Here is a 16470-nt window from a genome sequence, read left to right as displayed (position 1 = left end):
GCGTTCGTCCTGAGCCAGGATCAAACTCTCCAACAAAAACTTGAAAAGAAATCCCAGCAACAAACAAATGTTGCCAAAGGAATCCCCACCAGACCAAACCCACAAAGGCTCAGCCCAGCACGGGGTAAAAAATCTAACTTGGCACTGGCTTATCAAGCACCCTGTTGAGTTCTCAAAGAACAACCACACACCATCCGACAACCCACCAGGGCCACCATCCGGGGCATCCCACCCGCCGCTCTCGCGCCGGGCACTTTTACTACGTTACCCGGTGGTTTCTGCCGTGTCAAACCGGCTTGCGCCGCTTTGTCGCGCTTCAACCCATTTCTCCGGGCACCATGACCGAACCGGCTTGCGCCGCTTCTATCGTGGTTTTGGCAGGCCAGCCGCTGCGGTGTCCCGCTAGCGCGCCTGGTTCCCTGCCGGCGGTCAACCATACCCGGTCGGCTCCGCCTCGCCAAATCCGCCTCGCGGCGGGTTCGGGGCACCACCCGGTCCCGGCGTCGATGCGGACTGAGCCGCTCGCTCCGGGAGATCGACCTGCGCTCCGGCCTCCAGGTTTTTCGACCTGTTTCGTCCGTTCCGCGCTGGCAGAGAGAAAGTTACGCGCCCGGCGGATTGATCGTCAAATCCGCCGGGCGCGTTCCGCGTCACACTCCTTCGGGCGCCGCTTCAGACGTCCAGTTCCACGCCGGCGAACGACCTCTTACCCCGACGCAGCACCAGGTACCTGCCGTGCAGCAGGTCGTCGGGGCTGACCACGGCGTCGGCCGCGGTCACCCGGTTGTTGTTGACATAGGCACCGCCCTCGGCGATCACCCGGCGGGCCTCCTTCATGCTGGGGACCAGGCCGGATTCCTTGAGCAGGGCAGCCACCTCCGGAAGCTCGCCGAGGCGTACCAGGCCGGCTTCGGTGAGCGCCGCGCGCAGGGTTGCCGGCGACAGCTCCGCCAAAGAGCCCCGGCCGAACAGCGCCTGACTCGCGGCCACCACCTGGGCCATCTCCCGTTCGCCGTGCACCAGGGTGGTCAGCTCCTCGGCGAGCGCACGCTGGGCGGCACGCGACGCCGGACGCTCCGCCGTCTCCTTCTCCAGCGCTTCGAGTTCTTCGCGCGAGCGGAAGCTGAAGTAGCGCAGGTAGCGCCCGACGTCGCGGTCGTCGACGTTGATCCAGAACTGGTAGAACGCGTACGGGCTGGTCATCTCGGGGTCGAGCCAGACCGCGCCCCCCTCGGTCTTGCCGAACTTCGAGCCGTCCGACTTGGTGACCAGCGGCGTGGTGAATCCCTGCACCGGGCCGACACCCCGACGGCGGACGTAGTCGACGCCCGCGGTGATGTTGCCCCACTGGTCGGAGCCGCCGAACTGGAGCTGGCAGCCGTACCGACGGTGCAGTTCGTAGAAGTCGTTGGCCTGGAGGAGTTGGTAGCTGAACTCGGTGAAGCTGATGCCGCTCTCCAGCCGGGCCCGGACCACCTCCCGCGCCAGCATCTTGTTGACCGGGAAGTGCTTGCCCACGTCACGGAGGAACTCGACCACCGACATCTCGCCGGTCCACTCGAGGTTGTTGACCAGTTGGGCGGCGTTGTCACCGGTGTACGACACGAAGGGCGCGAGCTGGTCGCGGATCCGCTGGACCCAACCGGCGACGACCTCCGGCGGGTTGAGGGTGCGCTCGGCGCTCTCCTTCGGATCTCCGATCTGCCCGGTCGCGCCACCGACCAGCAGCAGCGGGCGGTGCCCGCCGAGTTGCAGGCGCCGTGCCGTGGTGACCTGCATCAGATGGCCGACGTGCAGGCTGGGCGCGGTCGGGTCGAAGCCCACATAGAAGGCGGCCGCCGGACCGTCGAGCAGAGCGCGCAGCTCGTCGGGGTCGGTGGAGTCCTGGATCAGGCCGCGCCACCGCAGGTCGTCGGTGAGGGAGTCCCGCCCGGCCGGCGGGAGGTTGCTGTCGGTCACGGTCACCGATTCTCCCCCATGCACCCCTCCCGGCCCTACCGGGTTCACGCAGGCCCGCCCTCGGTAGGCTGGACGCCGCCAAGATCGAGGAGGCCGCCATGGAGATACCCGAGTTCTCGGGTGGATTCTTCGCTCTGCTCGGCCTCGAGTTCGGTGAGGCCAGCGGTGACCGGGTCACGATCCGTTGGCAGGTACGCCCGGAGCTGCACCAGCCGTACGGCATCCAGCACGGTGGGGTCTACTGCTCGGTGGTGGAGACGGCGGCCAGCGTGGGTGGCGGCCTCTGGTTGGGTGAGCGCGGGCAGGTGGTCGGCGTGTCGAACCAGACGGATTTCCTGCGGGCCGTCAGCGAGGGCGAGTTGACCGCGGTCGGTACCCCGGTGCACCGGGGGCGCAGCCAGCAGTTGTGGCAGGTGGAGATCAGTGACACCGCCGGCCGGCTGGTCGCCCGGGGGCAGGTCCGCCTGCAGAACCTCTACCCTGGCGGCTGAGCATGGCCGACCCGCGATGCGGGTAGTCCCTTGATCCTTCAGCGCGGTTAGACGACTCTACGCAATGCCGGCTTTGCGGTAGATGACGGCTTTGGTAGCGATATGGTCGCGGCGATGACCAGGCCCACGACGCCCTCGACGTGAAGAAGCTCCTCGCTGCCTCGCTCGGCATCCTCTCGGCCGTCGGCGGCTTCGTCGACATCGGCGACCTGGTCGCCGCCGGTCAGGCCGGCGCCCGATTCGGCATGGCGCACTCCTGGGTGCTGCTGCTCGGCGTGATCGCGATCTGCGCGTACGCCGAGATGGCGGGACGGATCGCGGCGGTGACCGGGCGGGCGGTGTTCGACCTGATTCGGGAGCGGCTCGGGGCGCGCATGGCGCTGGTCAACCTGGTGGCGTCGTACCTGGTCACGGTGATCACCCTGGCCGCCGAGCTGGGCGGCGTGGCGTTGGCGTTGCAGTTGGCCAGCGGCGTGCCGTACCTGCTCTGGGTGCCGGTCGCCGGGGTGGCGGTGTGGCTGGTGCTGTGGCGGATCCGTTTCCCGGTGATGGAACGGGTGTTCGGGCTGGCCGGCCTGGCGCTGGTGGTCTTCGCCGTGGCGCTGTTCTGGTTGCCGACCGACTGGGCGGCGCTCGGACGCAGCGCGGTGACGATCGACGACGCCGGTCAGGGCTGGGGGGCGTACTGGTTCGTCGCGGTGGCGCTGTTCGCCTCCACGGTCAGCCCGTACGAGGTCTTCTTCTTCTCCTCGGGCGGGGTGGAGGAAAGGTGGAGCGCCGCGGACCTGGCCGACGCCCGGTTCAGCGTCCTGGTCGGCTTTCCGATCGGCGGCTTCCTCGCGCTGTCGCTGATCGCCACCGCGACGGTCGTGCTGAAGCCCGCCGGGGTGACGGTCTCCAACCTCGATCAGGTCGCGCACCCGGTCGTGCTGGCCTTCGGCGGGGTCGGGCTGGCGATCGCGGCACTGGCGTTCTTCGCGGTCACCTTCGGCGCCGCGCTGGAGACCGGGTTGTCCGCCGCGTACGCCGCCGCGCAGTACTTCGGCTGGCAGTGGGGCAAGCGGGTCAGCCCACGCGAGGCCGCCCGGTTCCACACCGTGCTGCTGGTCAGCGTGTTACTCGGGGTACTCCTGCTGCTCACCACGATCGATCCGGTCACACTCACCGAGTACATGTTGATCATCAGTGCGGTGGCGCTGCCGCTGACCTACCTGCCGATCCTGGTGGTCGCCAACGACCGCACCTACCTCGGTGACCGGGTCAACGGGCGGTGGCTCAACGTGCTGGGCGCCGTCCTGCTGCTGATCATCGTGGCCGCGGCGATCGCCGCCATACCGGTGGCCATCGGGACCAGAATGGGGCAGTGAGGATCCAGGTCAGCCGCGAGTTGCTCGACCGGCAACTCGTCGACGTCGACGGCCGGCTGGTCGGCAAGGTCGACGACGTGGAGTTCGCGCTCGACGCCCACGGGGTGCCCTACCTGCGGACGCTGCTCACCGGGCCGGGCGCGCTCGGGCTGCGGGTCGGTGGCCGGATCGGCAGGATGCTGGTACTGACCGCGGAGCGGTTCGTCACCGACCGGCCGATGGTGCCGCTGCGCATCCCGTACCGGCTGGTCGCCCGGGTCGACAGCGCGGTGTGGCTGCGGGTACGGGCCGAGGACCTGCCCACCTCCCCGGCAGAGGCGTGGCTGCGCCGCAACCTGATCGGCAGGATCCCGGGAGCCGGCCGTGCGGGCGGGTGAGCTGCTCGGCCGGACCGCGTACGACGAGCAGGGCCGGCGGCTGGGCCGGGTGGTCGATCTCGTGGTGCGTGGCGCGCCCGGCGGCCCGTTACGGCTGACCGACCTGGTGATCACCCGGCACTGGTACGGCCGGCTCAGTGGTCGGTTGATCGGTCCGGAACGCCATCCCTCCGGACCGTGGGCGATCCGCGCGGTCGCCCGACTGCTCGGCCGGCGCACCGTGCAGGTGCCGGTGCACCGGCTCCGGCTCGACCCGCCGGTGCCGGGCCTGCCCGAGGACGCGCCGCCGCGGTGAGCGGTCGCCGCGCTCAGCCCCGGCTGGCGTCGAGCACGCCCTCGACCGCCGTCGGCGCCTGCCGGCCGTCGGGTCGGCCATCCTGCGGCCCGCCGGTCCGGCCGTTCTGCGCCGCCGTTGCTTCCCCGTCCGCGCCGGTCGCCGCCGCCGGCCCGCTCGCGGTTTCCTGACCGACAGCGGCCGCCGGATCGGTCGCGGTTTCCTGACCGACAGCGGCCGCCGGATCGGCCGCGGCCGCCGGGTCGGGTGCAGGCTCGGCGGGACGCCGCAGCCGTACGCCGTCGATGGCGCGATCGTCGACCTGGGTGACCTCCAGGCGCCACCCGTCGACGGTGAGGTGTTCGCCGGCGGTGGGGATCCGGCCGAGGCCGGCGAGGATCAGCCCGGCGACCGTGGTGTAGTCGCCGTCCGGGCGTCCGGGCAGGTCCACGCCGATGTCCGGCAGGTCGTGCACCGGGAAGGTGCCGGGCAGCAGCAACGCGCCGTCGGCGTCGGTACGCACCTCGCGTACGTCCCGGTCGGTCTCGTCGTAGATCTCCCCGACGATCTCCTCGAGGATGTCCTCCAGGGTGACGATGCCGTCGACGGCGCCGCGCTCGTCCACGACCAGGGCCATGTGCTGGCGTTCCGCCTTGAACTGGCGCAACGCGTCGACCACCGACACCGAGTCGGGCAGCAACATCGGTGGCCGCACACACTCGTCGACGATCTGCTCGTCGCGGACGCCGACCAGATCCCGAAGGTGGATGACGCCGACCGTTTCGTCCAGGCCACCGTGGCGGACCACCGGCGCGCGGGAGTGCCCGGAGGCGGCCAGCACCAGCCGGGCCGCCTCGGCGGTGGTACCGCTGTCCAGGCAGAAGACCCGCAACCGGGGCACCAGCACGGCGCGTAGTTTCCGGTCGGCGATCTCCACCGCCCCGGCGATGATGGTCTGCTGCTCCTTGGTGAAGCCGTGGTTGCCGGCGACGATGTCGCGCAGCTCGTCGGGGCTGATCTCGTCCCGCTCGGGCTTCGGGTTCAGCCCGACCAGCCGGACCACCAGGTCGCTGGTGGCGCCGAGCAACCAGACCGCCGGCCGGGTGAGGCCGGCGAGCAGATCCAGCGGGCGGGCGACGAGCAGCGCCCACCGCTCCGGCACCTGCATCGCGATCCGTTTCGGGGCCAGTTCGCCGAAGACCAGCGTGACGAAGGTCAACCCCAGCGTGACCAGGACGATCGCGACCGGTTCGGCAGCTCGGCCGAACACCTCCAACAGCGGTACCAGGGGCCGGGCCAGCGACACCGCCGCAGCCGCCGAGGCGAGGAAGCCGGCCAGGGTGATGCCGATCTGGATGGTGGCCAGGAAACGGTTGGGGTCGCGGGCCAGTCGGGCCAGCACCGCTCCGGCCCGGCTGGTGCGGGCCAGGCGCTGGATCTGGCTGTCGCGCAGCGACACCAGGGCCAGTTCACTGCCAGCGAAGATCGCGTTGATGACGATCAGGACTGCGACCAGGGCCAGTTGGCTCCAGTAGCTGTGCACGCCCGGCTCTCCCTTGTTGGACCGCGCCCGGTGGCGCCGTCGGCGGAGGCCCCGCCGGCGTAGCGGTGCCTATGCCCACTCGTCCCGGCCGCGAATCATGTTCCGTGGGGGCGCTACCGTCCGGGCAGGTCGAGCACGTACGACTGCCCCTGCTGGCGGAATCCGATGCGCTGGTAGTAGGGGGCGAGCATCCCCGGCGGGCTGAGCACCCGTCGGAATCCGCGGTCGGTGAACAGGCTGCTGCGCCGGTAGACGAACTCGCCCGGGGTGAAGTCCCGGAACGGCGGGGTGACGTAGTCCAGGTCGACCTGGGCCACGCCGTCGCCCGCGTCGTGGGCCAGTACCACCCCGACGACCTCGTCGGCGCGGACCACGAGGAAGGCCGAACGGCCGGCCAGCCGCGTGGGATGGAAGCCGGGGTTGAACCGGGCGATGTCGGCGGCGTGCACCCGCAGCGTGTGCGCCAGGAAGGCGTCGTCGGCGCCCACCTCGACCACCTGGTAGGTCTGCTCGTCGTGCCGGGTGGCGAGCAGCCGCCGCAGGTACCAGACGTTGATCACCGCGAGTACGACGTTGAGCCCCACCATCGGCCACACCTGCACGGCGGCGTTGTAGCCGATGAGGATCAGGCAGCCGATCAGGTTCAGTGCCCGCAGTCGCAGGATGCGCGTCTGCAGCAGCGACCAGACCAGCAGCGCGGAGCCGGCCCAGCCGACAAGTTCCAGCCAATTCACCCCGCGAGAGTAGTAGCCGCCCTGGTCAGCGGCCCGGCGGGGCGGCCACCGGCGCCCGGCGCAGCGACTGGTACGGGGTCCCGGTCAGGCCGGCAGTTCCAGGATGTACTCGTCGACCTCGTGGCCGCGGCCCGGGGCGTACGCCCGGTCGGTCCCCCGGACGACGAACCCGCAGCGACGCAGCACGGTCAGGGAGCCGACGTTGTCGATCGCGGCTCGCGCGTGCAGCGGCCGGCGGGTCACCTCGCCCAGCAGCGCGGCCAGCGCGCGGGTGGCGTAGCCCCGGCCCCAGCAGGCCGGGTCGATCCAGTAGCTGACCTCGGTGCGGTCGTCGACGGGGAAGGCGAGCACGTGCCCGACGACCCGGCCGTCGACGGTCACCGTCCGGGCCACGTTCCGCGCACCGGTGAGGATGCGGACCCAGTGCGCGGCGAACGCCCGCGGGTCGGCCGGATCCGCCGGGCCGAAGGCGGCCATCCGGTTGGCCTCGGGATCCAGTTGGTGGGCGTAGAACTCCGGGAGGTCGTCCTCGCTGACGGCACGCAGCCGCAGGTCGTCGCGCACGGCCCCGACGATACGCGCCGGGATCGGGACCTGCGGCCCGCCAAGGGCCGGCGTACGGCCCTGCCCCGGGCGGCGGCAGGGCCGTTGGTCCCGGGCCGGGCGGGCGGTCGCCTCTGCCGCCAGCCGGTGTCACCGGGCGAGGCTGGTGCCGGAGGACGACCGTCGGGGCGTCCCGGGCGCAGGGGTGGAACAGGGTGACGAGGTGTACGCGAAGGTCCGGACGGGGGCGTACCGGTGAGCGTTGACACCGTCACCCGACCGACCGTTGCGGGCGGTCTCGATGCCACCGAGGCCGCCGCGCGGCTCGCGGCCGACGGGCCGAACGCCGCCCCGGCACCGCCGCGCCGGCACCTTCCCGTCCGGATCCTGCGGCAGTTGACCGATCCGCTGGTCGCCCTGCTGCTGGTCGCCGCCGCGGTCACCACGGCGTTGCGGGACTATGCGGACACGGCGGTGATCCTGCTCGTCGTCGCGGTCAACACCGTGATCGGTGTGCTCCAGGAGGTTCGCGCCGATCGGGCCATCGCCGCCCTGGACCAGTTGGCCGCGCCGAGCGCGCGGGTGCTCCGGGGCGGACGGGACGTGGTGCTACCCGCCGCCGAACTGGTCCGTGGTGACCTGGTACGGGTCGAGGCCGGCGACGTGATCCCCGCCGATCTGCTGCTCACCGACGCGAGCCGGTTGCGGCTGGACGAGTCGGCGTTGACCGGCGAGTCGATGCCGGTGACGCGCGGGGCGGGCGAGGAGGTCAGCGCCGGCACGGTGGTCATGGTCGGGCGGGGTACCGGCACTGTGGTGCGCACCGGCACGGCGAGCGCGTTGGGTCGGATCGCCGCGCTGGCGGCCACCACCCGGCCGGCGGCCACCCCGCTGCAACGTCGACTCGCCGGCCTCGGTCGGGTCCTCGGGCTGGCCGCGGTGCTGCTGTCCGGGCTGGTCCTGGTCGTCGGTGTGCTCGGCGGTCGGCCGCTCGTGGAGATGGCGGTCACCGCGGTGAGCCTGGTGGTGGCCGCGGTACCGGAGTCGCTGCCGGCGGTGGTGACCCTGGCTCTCGCACTCGGGGCGCGGCGGATGGCCGGATCGCGGGCCATCCCCCGCCGGTTGCACGCGGTGGAGACGCTCGGCTCGGTCACCGTGCTCGCCTCGGACAAGACCGGCACTCTCACCGAGGGGCGGATGGCCGTGCAGCAGGCGTACACCGCCGACGGCGTCCAGTTCGGTGTCACCGGCACCGGGTACGCCCCGCACGGCACCGTGCACCGCGACGGCAGTCCGGTGATGGTCTCCGACGATTTGCGCCGGCTGGCCCGAGCCGGGCTGCTGTGCAACGACGCGACGCTGGCCCCGCCGACCGACGAGCGGGCCGAGTGGAGTGGTGTCGGTGATCCGCTGGAGGCGGCTCTCGTGGCCTTCGCCGCCCGGTGCGGCCTGGACCCGCAGAGCACCCGCAGGGCCTGGCCGCGGGTCGCCGAGCACCCGTTCGACCAGGGGTTACGCCGGATGGTCACCGTGCACCGCTGCTGTGACCGCCGGTACCTGGTGGTGTGCAAGGGTGCGCCGGAGAGCGTACTCAGCACGCCGCTGCTGGACGCCACCGCCGAGGAACTGGCCGAACTGACGGCCACCGCGCACCAGTTGGCCGGTGCCGGGCTGCGGGTGCTCGCCCTGGCTGCCGGACGGCTGGACGCCCCGCCGACCGATCCGGCCCAGCCGGTCGGGCTGCGCCCGGTGGGCCTGGTCGCCGTCGGCGACCCGCTGCGCGCCGCCGCACCGGAGATCGTCGGAGATCTCGCCGCCGCCGGAGTGCGGCTGGTGCTGGTCACCGGTGACCATCCGGCCACCGCGGCGGCGATCGCCGGGCAGTTGGGCGTGTGGGAGTCCGGTGACCCGGTAGTCCGGGGCGACGCCGGTGACCCGGTCGACGCGCATCCGCAGGCCCGGGTGTTCGCCCGTACCCAGCCGGATCAGAAGCTCGACATCATCGCCGGGTTGCAGGCACACGGACACGTGGTGGCGATGACCGGCGACGGGGTCAACGACGCCCCGGCGCTGCGCCGGGCCGACATCGGCGTGGCCATGGGCGGCGGGACGGAGGTGGCCCGGCAGGCGGCCGACCTGGTGCTGGTCGACGACGACCTGTCCACCGTGGCGACCGCGATCGGCGAGGGACGGCGGATCTACGACAACATCCGGCGGTTCCTGCGCTACGCCCTCTCCGGCGGTGTGGCCGAGATCGCGGTGATGCTGCTCGGTCCGCTGTTCGGGCTGGCCGTACCGCTGCTGCCGGCGCAGATCCTCTGGATCAACCTGCTCACGCACGGCCTGCCGGGGGTCGCCCTGGGCGCCGAGCCGGCGGAACCCGGGACGCTGCGCCGCGCGCCGCGCTCCCCACGGGAGTCGGTGCTCGGAGCGAGGCTGGGCCGGCAGGTACTGGTCGCCGGGGCGTTGATCTCGGCGGTGACGCTCGGCGCGGGGATACTCGCCGCCCGCTGGGACCGGCCGTGGCAGTCGGTGGTCTTCGTGGTGCTGGGCCTGGCCCAGCTCGGCGTGGCGTTGGCCGTACGGGCACCGCGCCCGCCCGATGGGCGGCGGGGCAACCCGGCGCTGCCCCTGGCGGTGGCCGTCTCCGCGCTGTTGCAGGTGGCCGGGGTGCTGCTGGCACCACTGCGGGAACTGCTCGGCACCGCGCCGCTGGGCGCCATGGACCTGCTCGCCTGCGCCGCGGTGAGCGTGCTGCCCGGCCTGCTGCTCCGGCTCACCCACCCGGGTCACCCGGAGCGCCCGGCGTCGGCAACTGGCGACGGCGAGAGTCCGGGCAGCGCGTCGGCGGCGTCCGGGGATGGTGACACGACGGCGGGAACGGCGGTCGGGGACCGTGGCGCCGCCGGGTGGGTCAGGCTGGTAGCGAGCCGAAGGAGGACGTGATGGGCAGCAACACCGGCGCCCCCGTGGTGGTGGGGGTGGACGGTTCCGAGATCGCGCTGCACGCGGTGCGGGCCGCCGCGCGGGAGGCCGCGTACCGGAACCGGCCGCTGCGGGTCGTACACGCGTTCATCTGGCCGCTGATGGGGGTGCCGCTGGGCCCGGCTACCGGTGCTCCCGCCGACGGTGGCCTGCGCAACCAGGCCGAACAGTACGTGGCCGAGGCGGTGGCCGAGGCCACCAAGACCGCCCCGGAGGTGTCGGTCACCGGCGCGGTGGTCGACGGGGCAGCGGCGGCGGTCATGCTCGCCGAAGCTGATGACGCCGCGCTGCTGGTGCTCGGCAACCGTGGCCTGGGCGGCTTTGCCGGCCTGCTGCTCGGTTCGGTGGCCGTGCAGGTCAGCGCCCGAGCCGGCTGCCCGGTGCTGGTGGTCCGGGGTGAGCCACGGGCGGACGGCCCGGTGGTGGTCGGCGTCGACGGCTCGCCGGCGTCCGGACACGCGGTCGGGTTCGCGTTCGAGGAGGCGTCCCGGCGCGGCGTCGAACTGGTTGCCGTGCACGCCTGGCTCTTTCCGGCCCCGGCCGGTCCCGGCGACATCCTGCCGCTGGTCTACGACCTGGACGCCTTCCGCCAGCAGGAGGAACGCACCCTCGCCGGATCCGTGGCGGGCTGGTCCGAGCGTCATCCGGAGGTGCCGGTGCGGCAGCTGCTGGTCCGGGGCTCACCGGCCCGAGCGCTGGTGGAGCAGTCCCCCGCGGCCCAACTGGTGGTGGTCGGCGCACGAGGACGGGGCGCGCTGACCGGGTTGCTGCTCGGCTCGGTCAGCCACGCCGTGCTGCACCACGCGCAGGCTCCGGTGGCGGTCGTCCGCGAACCGCGTACCGTCGAAAGATCGTGACCCGGTGGGGTCGCGCCGCTCCCCCGGTGTGATCCCACGGTCGCGGGCCGGTGCGGCCCGCCCGGCCGCCGGCGGGTCGGCCCCACCTGGGTGTGTCAGGGGCCGGCCTGCCGGTCGGCGACGTTCGACAATGACGTGACGACGACGTCTGGAGGCATCATGAACCGACCTGTCGTGGTGGGTGTGGACGGATCACCGCCGAGCCTGGTCGCCGCCGAGCACGCGGCCCAGGAGGCGGTGTGGCGGTCCCGTCCGCTGCACCTGGTGCACGGCTATCTGCATCCGCTCGGCTACGGGGTGCCCATCAACCCGTACGAGGTGGGACTGCCGGCGCCCTCGGAGGACGGCCGGAAGATGCTCGAACAGACCGCCGCCGAGTTGGTCGACCGGTGGCCGGCGCTCACCGTCGAGGTGCGGCAGGTGGCCGGTGGACCCGGCGCCACGCTGGTCGAGGAGTCGCGCCGGGCCGAGCTGGTCGTGGTGGGCAGCCGGGGTCTGGGTGGCTTCGCCGGCCTGTTGCTCGGCTCGGTCGGCACCCAGGTCGCCGCACACGGACACTGTCCGGTGCTGGTGGTCCGGCCACCGGATCGGCCGCTGCCGACCGACGGACCGGTGCTGGTCGCGGTGGACGGCTCCGAGTCGGCGGAACTCGCCGTCGGCTACGGCGCCGAGGAGGCCGTCCGGCGCGGTGGCCCGCTGGTGCTGGTGCACGTCGCCGGGGAGCGGGACACCGACGGCGGGCAGGTGCTGGCCACCGCCGCCGCGGCGGCCCGAGGCAGCCACCCCGGCCTGACCGTGGAGGAACGGGTGGTCACCGCGCCGAAACCCGACGAGGCGCTGATCGAGGCGTCCGGGGAGGCCGCGTTGGTGGTGGCCGGGTCCCGGGGCCGGGGTGGTTTCGCCGGCCTGCTGCTCGGCTCGGTCAGCCAGGCGCTGGTGCACCACGCCCGGTGCCCGGTACTCGTCGCCCATCCGTACGCGCCCGAGCACGCCGCCTGATCAGGCCCGTGCGCCCCGCGCCAGGGCTGGTGCGGGGCGCCGGCAGGCCGGTGTCAGGCGTCCGGGCCGCGCAGCAGCTGCTCGAAGTCGGTGGTCAGCGCGAACGGGTCGGCCGGACCACGCGCCGGGGCGGCGCGGTGTACCTGCCCGGCCAGTTCCCCGGCGGCCCGGTCGATCCGGCTGCGCAGCGCGCCCTGCGCGGTGCCGCCGGACCAGTCCTCGGGGGCGGCGAAGACGGCGGTCGGTAGCACCACCGCCCGCAGGTACGTGAACATCGGCCGGAGCGCGTGTTCGAGGGCGAGGGAGTGCCGGGCGGTGCCGCCGGTGGCACCGATCAACACCGGCCGCCCGCCGATGGCGTCGGCGTCGACCAGGTCGAAGAACGACTTGAACAGTCCGCTGTACGAGGCGTTGAAGATCGGAGTGACGGCGATCAGCCCGTCGGCGCCGGTGACCTGCTCCAGCACCTGACGCAGGGGCTCCGCCGGAAAGCCGGTGAGCAGGTGGTTGACGATGTCGTGGGCGTACTCGCGCAGCTCGATCGGGCGCAGCTCGACCTGTTCGCCGTGCCCGACCAGCTCGTCGCGGGTGGCGGCGGCGAGCTGGTCGGCGAGCAGCCGGGTGGACGAGGGCTGGCTGAGCCCGGCCGAGACCACGGCCAGGGTGCGTACGGTCACTGGCCGGCCTCCGCGCCGGTCACGGCAGCGTCGTCGTTGCTGGCACGGTCGTCGGCGCTGGCGCGTGCGGCGGCGCGCAGCGAGGCGTGGGTGGGCGCCAGCGGTACGTGCGCCGGGCGCAGCGACTCGAACTCCTTGCGCAGCACCGGCACGACCTCCTCGCCGAGCAGGTCGAGCTGTTCCAGCACGGTCTTCAACGGCAGTCCGGCGTGGTCGAGCAGGAACAGTTGCCGCTGGTAGTCGCCCACGTAGTCGCGGAAGCCGAGGGTCTTGTCGATGACCTCCTGCGGGCTGCCCACGGTCAGCGGGGTCTGCGCGGTGAACTCCTCCAGCGACGGACCGTGCCCGTAGACCGGGGCGTTGTCGAAGTAGGGGCGGAACTCGCGTACCGCGTCCTGGGAGTTGCGCCGCATGAACACCTGCCCGCCGAGGCCGACGATGGCCTGGTCGGCGGAGCCGTGGCCGTAGTGCTCGAAGCGCTGCCGGTACAGGCCGACCATCCGGCGGGTGTGCTCGGCCGGCCAGAAGATGTGGTTGGCGAAGAACCCGTCGCCGTAGTACGCGGCCTGCTCGGCGATCTCCGGGCTGCGGATGGAGCCGTGCCAGACGAACGGGGGTACGTCGTCGAGCGGACGCGGCGTCGAGGTGAACGACTGCAGCGGGGTACGGAACCGGCCCTTCCAGTCGACCACGTCCTCGCGCCAGAGCCGGCGCAGCAGGTCGTAGTTCTCGATGGCGAGCGGGATGCCGTTGCGGATGTCCTGCCCGAACCAGGGGTAGACCGGCCCGGTGTTGCCGCGCCCCATCATCAGGTCGACCCGGCCGTCGGCCAGGTGCTGCAACATCGCGTAGTCCTCGGCGATCTTCACCGGGTCGTTGGTGGTGATCAGCGTGGTCGCGGTGGAGAGCAGCAGCCGCTCGGTGCGGGCGGCGATGTAGCCGAGCATGGTGGTGGGCGACGAGGGTACGAACGGCGGGTTGTGGTGCTCGCCGGTGGCGAAGACGTCGAGCCCGACCTCCTCGGCCTTGAGCGCGATGGTCACCATCGCCTTGATGCGTTCGCCTTCGGTCGGCTCACGACCGTTGGTCGGGTCGACCGTGACGTCGCCGACGGTGAAGACTCCGAACTGCATGACAGCTCCTCGTGTCGTCCGACCGGGGGATCGCCCGGCGTCCCCGACAACATATTTGACGAGTCAACTATTCCGCGACCCTGGGCGCCCGGAGTGTCCCCCGTCACGCCCGCCCCATGCCGGGGACGCACCAGCCGACGAATGGCGTGCTCCCATCCGCATCAGCACCCGCCCCTAGAATGGACGGCGAGGCGCCAAGTTCAGGAGGATCCTGATGGTTCACACCTTCACCGCGGCGGTGCACCAGGAGGAAGACTGGTACGTCGCACGTTGCCTGGAGGTGGAGGTAGCCAGCCAGGGCGAAACGCTCGATGAGGCGCTGCCCAACCTTCGCGAAGCGGTGGAGATATACCTTGAGGAAGTCTCTCAGCCCGCGATCGAGGCGACCCCATTGGTGACGTCCTTCCAAATTGGAAGAGCCGCGTGAGCCCAGCGCTGGCCGATCTACCAATCAGGAAGGTAATCGCGGGGCTGACCAAGGCTGGCTCCGATCACGTGCGCACGAAGGGCAGCCACGGCGTATACCGCAACGCGGATGGGAAGGTGGCCATCGTGCCCCACCACGGCACGATCAAGCGCGGCACGCTCGCCTCCATCCTGCGTCAAGCCGGATTGACGCCTGCCGAATTTCCAGAGCTGATCGACTAGCCCGCGAACGGTCCGGCTGGATCTCCTGAGCCACGTCAGGCTCGGCGTCGGGGGACGTGGCGGCGGTAGGCGCTGACGGTCGGGTCGCCGGTGATCCAGTAACGCCAGGGGATGTCGTGGGCCGCGGCCACCCCGACCCGCGGCCCGGCCGAGATGCTCGCCGGGTCGACCGGACGGGCCGGCGGCGTCAGCAGCAGCGGCCCGCTCCCGTCGACCATCGACGTTCCGTTCGCCGCCGCCGTGACCCCCAGGGCCACCACCAGTCGGGCCGGGCCCCGGGCAAGATCCCGGTCGGCCACCTCGCCCCGGCGCTCGCGTGCCAGGTCCCGCCCATCGACGACCTCACCGGCGCGCAGCAGCACCGCCGCCGCTTCCCCACCGCGACCGCAGACGACGTTGAGGCACCAGTGGACCCCGAACACGAAGTACGTGTACGCGTACCCGGCCGGCCCGAACATGACCTTGGTGCGGGGGGTCGGCCCACGGTGGGCGTGCGAGGCCGGGTCCTCACCCGTCCCGGCGTACGCCTCGACCTCGGTGAGCCGGACCCGTACGCCACAGGCGCTGACCTCCCAACCAAGCAGCGTCCGCGCGGTCTCGGCGACGTCGGCGGCCGGAGCGCGCAGCCAGGAATGGTCCACGCTCCCAGGTAACCCGGACCGGGCCCGACCGACAACCCGCGCTCCCCCACGGTGATCGACTCCACTCCGGCGAAGTGGTGGCCTCGCAGGCGGGGTGACAGCGCAACTTCGCCGGAATGGAGTGGATCAACCGGGCCGGCGACGGCGGGCGGTGCGGTCCTAGATCGGGAAGCGGCCCCGGCGCCAGTGCCAGTGGCGACCGGCCTTCAGGTGGTCGATGATCGCGCGCTGGAGCACGGTGCCACGCGGCAACTCATCGAGCGGCGTGGTCAGCGTGCGGAACGCGAACCGCAGCACCTCCACGTCGGCGTCCGGCCCGTCCGCCTCCTCGTAGGGCTCCAGCTCGAACCTGCGCTGGAATTGGACGATGTTGGAGCCCTCGGGCAGGTACTCCTGCAGTTGCGGGTCGAGCAGCCACGAGCCGCAGGAGAACGCCGTGTAGCGCTCGTCGGGAAAGTGGCGCGGGAAGAACGCCCGGGCCTCGTCGAGCGACGCCTCGACCGCCTCCGGGGTCAGCGGCCCCGAGTCGGGCACGTGCAGGTCGATGGTGTCGCCGCGCTGGTGCTGGAGCCGACCCAGCTCGAAGACGCTGCCGCGAGCGTGCAGCGTCAGCCAGCTCTGCATGACGGGCCAGCCCTCACCGCGCATCCGCCGGTCGATCGCCAGGTTGCGGCCCAGGTCCGCGAGGGTCAGCCAGGTGACGGCGTCGGCGATGCCGTGGTCGCGGTGGTACGCCGCGACGACGTCGACCAGGGCCAGGTAGGAGTACACGTAGAGGTGCCGCCAGGCGGGGCCCCGGTCGCGGGGCAGCGCCGGACCGGGCGACAGCCAGCCGTGGCCTCCGAGATCGGCGCGGACCAGCGCGGTCGAACGGTCGAGCAGCCAGCGCAGCTCCGGGGTCCACAGCGGCGAGTCGGGGTCGGGCCAGCCCGCCATGATCTCGGCGGCGTCGTCCGGTCGTACCGCGAGCCGGTCGAGGATCGCGGGTGCGTCGGACTTGGCGGGCAACGGGGCCGATGGCCGGTCGCCGGCGAGTTGGTGCACCCGCTCGACCTCCTCGACGGGCACCCCGAGCCGGGCGGCGGTGTCGTCCAGATCCACGCCGACGACCCTACCGACCGACGGGGCGGCGGCAACAGGCCCGGACTCCCGCCAACCGCTCGACCTGATCATGCGGGACCGCCGGCCGGCGACCGGACGCCACGACGCTGCCCTGGTGGCGGATGTGATCCGAGCCGCGCG

Annotated in this window: 17 protein-coding genes; 9 read left to right on the top strand and 8 right to left on the bottom strand. The window is 72.2% G+C overall.

Annotated elements, in window-relative coordinates; all coding sequences use genetic code 11:
• Positions 1-672: 672 nt before the first annotated feature.
• Positions 673-1959 (bottom strand): tyrosine--tRNA ligase, encoded by a 1287-nt coding sequence (gene tyrS / locus E0H26_RS20900; protein ID WP_131306334.1) that lies wholly within the window; start codon positions 1957-1959, stop codon positions 673-675.
• Positions 1960-2057: 98 nt separating this feature from the next.
• On the opposite strand from tyrS, the gene E0H26_RS20895 reads away from it, so the two are divergent.
• The 4 genes from E0H26_RS20895 to E0H26_RS20880 all read left to right on the top strand — a co-directional run bounded on the left by E0H26_RS20895 (position 2058) and on the right by E0H26_RS20880 (position 4489).
• On the top strand, positions 2058-2450 hold the full coding sequence (locus E0H26_RS20895; RefSeq protein ID WP_131306313.1) for a PaaI family thioesterase: 393 nt from the start codon (positions 2058-2060) through the stop codon (positions 2448-2450).
• 140 nt (positions 2451-2590) lie between these two features.
• Complete coding sequence (locus E0H26_RS20890; protein ID WP_131306311.1) at positions 2591-3817, top strand: NRAMP family divalent metal transporter; 1227 nt, start codon at positions 2591-2593, stop codon at positions 3815-3817.
• Positions 3814-4194 carry a hypothetical protein gene (locus E0H26_RS20885; RefSeq protein WP_131306309.1) on the top strand — a complete coding sequence of 127 codons (381 nt, stop codon included), beginning with the start codon at positions 3814-3816 and terminating at the stop codon, positions 4192-4194. Before E0H26_RS20890 ends, E0H26_RS20885 begins: the two co-directional genes overlap by 4 nt.
• Positions 4181-4489 carry a PRC-barrel domain-containing protein gene (locus tag E0H26_RS20880; RefSeq protein ID WP_131306307.1) on the top strand — a complete coding sequence of 103 codons (309 nt, stop codon included), beginning with the start codon at positions 4181-4183 and terminating at the stop codon, positions 4487-4489. The genes E0H26_RS20885 and E0H26_RS20880 overlap by 14 nt, the downstream gene beginning before the upstream one ends.
• A gap of 13 nt (positions 4490-4502) precedes the next feature.
• Here E0H26_RS20880 and E0H26_RS20875 read toward each other — a convergent pair whose 3' ends face one another.
• The 3 genes from E0H26_RS20875 to E0H26_RS20865 all read right to left on the bottom strand — a co-directional run bounded on the left by E0H26_RS20875 (position 4503) and on the right by E0H26_RS20865 (position 7309).
• On the bottom strand, positions 4503-6011 hold the full coding sequence (locus tag E0H26_RS20875; RefSeq protein WP_240742282.1) for a hemolysin family protein: 1509 nt from the start codon (positions 6009-6011) through the stop codon (positions 4503-4505).
• 113 nt (positions 6012-6124) lie between these two features.
• Complete coding sequence (locus E0H26_RS20870; protein WP_131306305.1) at positions 6125-6745, bottom strand: YgjV family protein; 621 nt, start codon at positions 6743-6745, stop codon at positions 6125-6127.
• 84 nt (positions 6746-6829) lie between these two features.
• Positions 6830-7309, bottom strand: a complete 480-nt coding sequence (locus tag E0H26_RS20865; protein ID WP_131306303.1) for a GNAT family N-acetyltransferase — start codon at positions 7307-7309, stop codon at positions 6830-6832.
• Between the two features lie 234 nt (positions 7310-7543).
• Between E0H26_RS20865 and E0H26_RS20860 the strand changes: the two genes are divergently transcribed.
• The 3 genes from E0H26_RS20860 (at position 7544) to E0H26_RS20850 (ending at position 12129) form a co-directional block, all read left to right on the top strand.
• Positions 7544-10234, top strand: a complete 2691-nt coding sequence (locus E0H26_RS20860; protein WP_165521935.1) for a cation-translocating P-type ATPase — start codon at positions 7544-7546, stop codon at positions 10232-10234.
• Complete coding sequence (locus tag E0H26_RS20855; protein ID WP_131306301.1) at positions 10234-11130, top strand: universal stress protein; 897 nt, start codon at positions 10234-10236, stop codon at positions 11128-11130. Before E0H26_RS20860 ends, E0H26_RS20855 begins: the two co-directional genes overlap by 1 nt.
• Positions 11131-11289: 159 nt before the next feature.
• Positions 11290-12129, top strand: a complete 840-nt coding sequence (locus tag E0H26_RS20850) for a universal stress protein (protein WP_131306299.1) — start codon at positions 11290-11292, stop codon at positions 12127-12129.
• Positions 12130-12182: 53 nt separating this feature from the next.
• Here E0H26_RS20850 and E0H26_RS20845 read toward each other — a convergent pair whose 3' ends face one another.
• Both E0H26_RS20845 and E0H26_RS20840 read right to left on the bottom strand, forming a co-directional pair.
• Positions 12183-12806, bottom strand: coding sequence for an FMN reductase (locus tag E0H26_RS20845; RefSeq protein ID WP_131306297.1), 624 nt, complete (start codon positions 12804-12806; stop codon positions 12183-12185).
• On the bottom strand, positions 12803-13939 hold the full coding sequence (locus E0H26_RS20840) for an LLM class flavin-dependent oxidoreductase (RefSeq protein ID WP_131306295.1): 1137 nt from the start codon (positions 13937-13939) through the stop codon (positions 12803-12805). Before E0H26_RS20840 ends, E0H26_RS20845 begins: the two co-directional genes overlap by 4 nt.
• A 214-nt stretch (positions 13940-14153) precedes the next feature.
• Here E0H26_RS20840 and E0H26_RS20835 point away from each other — a divergent pair, with 214 nt between their 5' ends.
• Together E0H26_RS20835 and E0H26_RS20830 are read left to right on the top strand one after the other, a co-directional pair.
• On the top strand, positions 14154-14366 hold the full coding sequence (locus E0H26_RS20835; RefSeq protein WP_131306293.1) for a type II toxin-antitoxin system HicB family antitoxin: 213 nt from the start codon (positions 14154-14156) through the stop codon (positions 14364-14366).
• On the top strand, positions 14363-14587 hold the full coding sequence (locus E0H26_RS20830) for a type II toxin-antitoxin system HicA family toxin (RefSeq protein ID WP_131306291.1): 225 nt from the start codon (positions 14363-14365) through the stop codon (positions 14585-14587). Before E0H26_RS20835 ends, E0H26_RS20830 begins: the two co-directional genes overlap by 4 nt.
• Before the next feature lie 35 nt (positions 14588-14622).
• On the opposite strand, the gene E0H26_RS20825 is transcribed toward E0H26_RS20830, so the two are convergent.
• Together E0H26_RS20825 and E0H26_RS20820 are read right to left on the bottom strand one after the other, a co-directional pair.
• On the bottom strand, positions 14623-15228 hold the full coding sequence (locus tag E0H26_RS20825) for a DNA-3-methyladenine glycosylase (RefSeq protein WP_131306289.1): 606 nt from the start codon (positions 15226-15228) through the stop codon (positions 14623-14625).
• Between the two features lie 159 nt (positions 15229-15387).
• Positions 15388-16329 (bottom strand): acyltransferase domain-containing protein, encoded by a 942-nt coding sequence (locus E0H26_RS20820; RefSeq protein WP_131306287.1) that lies wholly within the window; start codon positions 16327-16329, stop codon positions 15388-15390.
• Positions 16330-16470: the final 141 nt, after the last annotated feature.

Source organism: Micromonospora zingiberis (assembly GCF_004331455.1).
Taxonomy (GTDB): Bacteria; Actinomycetota; Actinomycetes; order Mycobacteriales; family Micromonosporaceae; genus Micromonospora; species Micromonospora zingiberis.
This window is presented reverse-complemented; position numbering and strand designations above follow the sequence as displayed.

Coding starts and splice junctions, on each gene's coding strand:
- E0H26_RS20835 (WP_131306293.1), top strand. CDS start 14,154: ATGGTTCACACCTTCACCGCGGCGGTGCACCAGGAGGAAGACTGGTAC.
- E0H26_RS20855 (WP_131306301.1), top strand. CDS start 10,234: ATGGGCAGCAACACCGGCGCCCCCGTGGTGGTGGGGGTGGACGGTTCC.
- E0H26_RS20850 (WP_131306299.1), top strand. CDS start 11,290: ATGAACCGACCTGTCGTGGTGGGTGTGGACGGATCACCGCCGAGCCTG.
- E0H26_RS20840 (WP_131306295.1), bottom strand. CDS start 13,939: ATGCAGTTCGGAGTCTTCACCGTCGGCGACGTCACGGTCGACCCGACC.
- E0H26_RS20895 (WP_131306313.1), top strand. CDS start 2,058: ATGGAGATACCCGAGTTCTCGGGTGGATTCTTCGCTCTGCTCGGCCTC.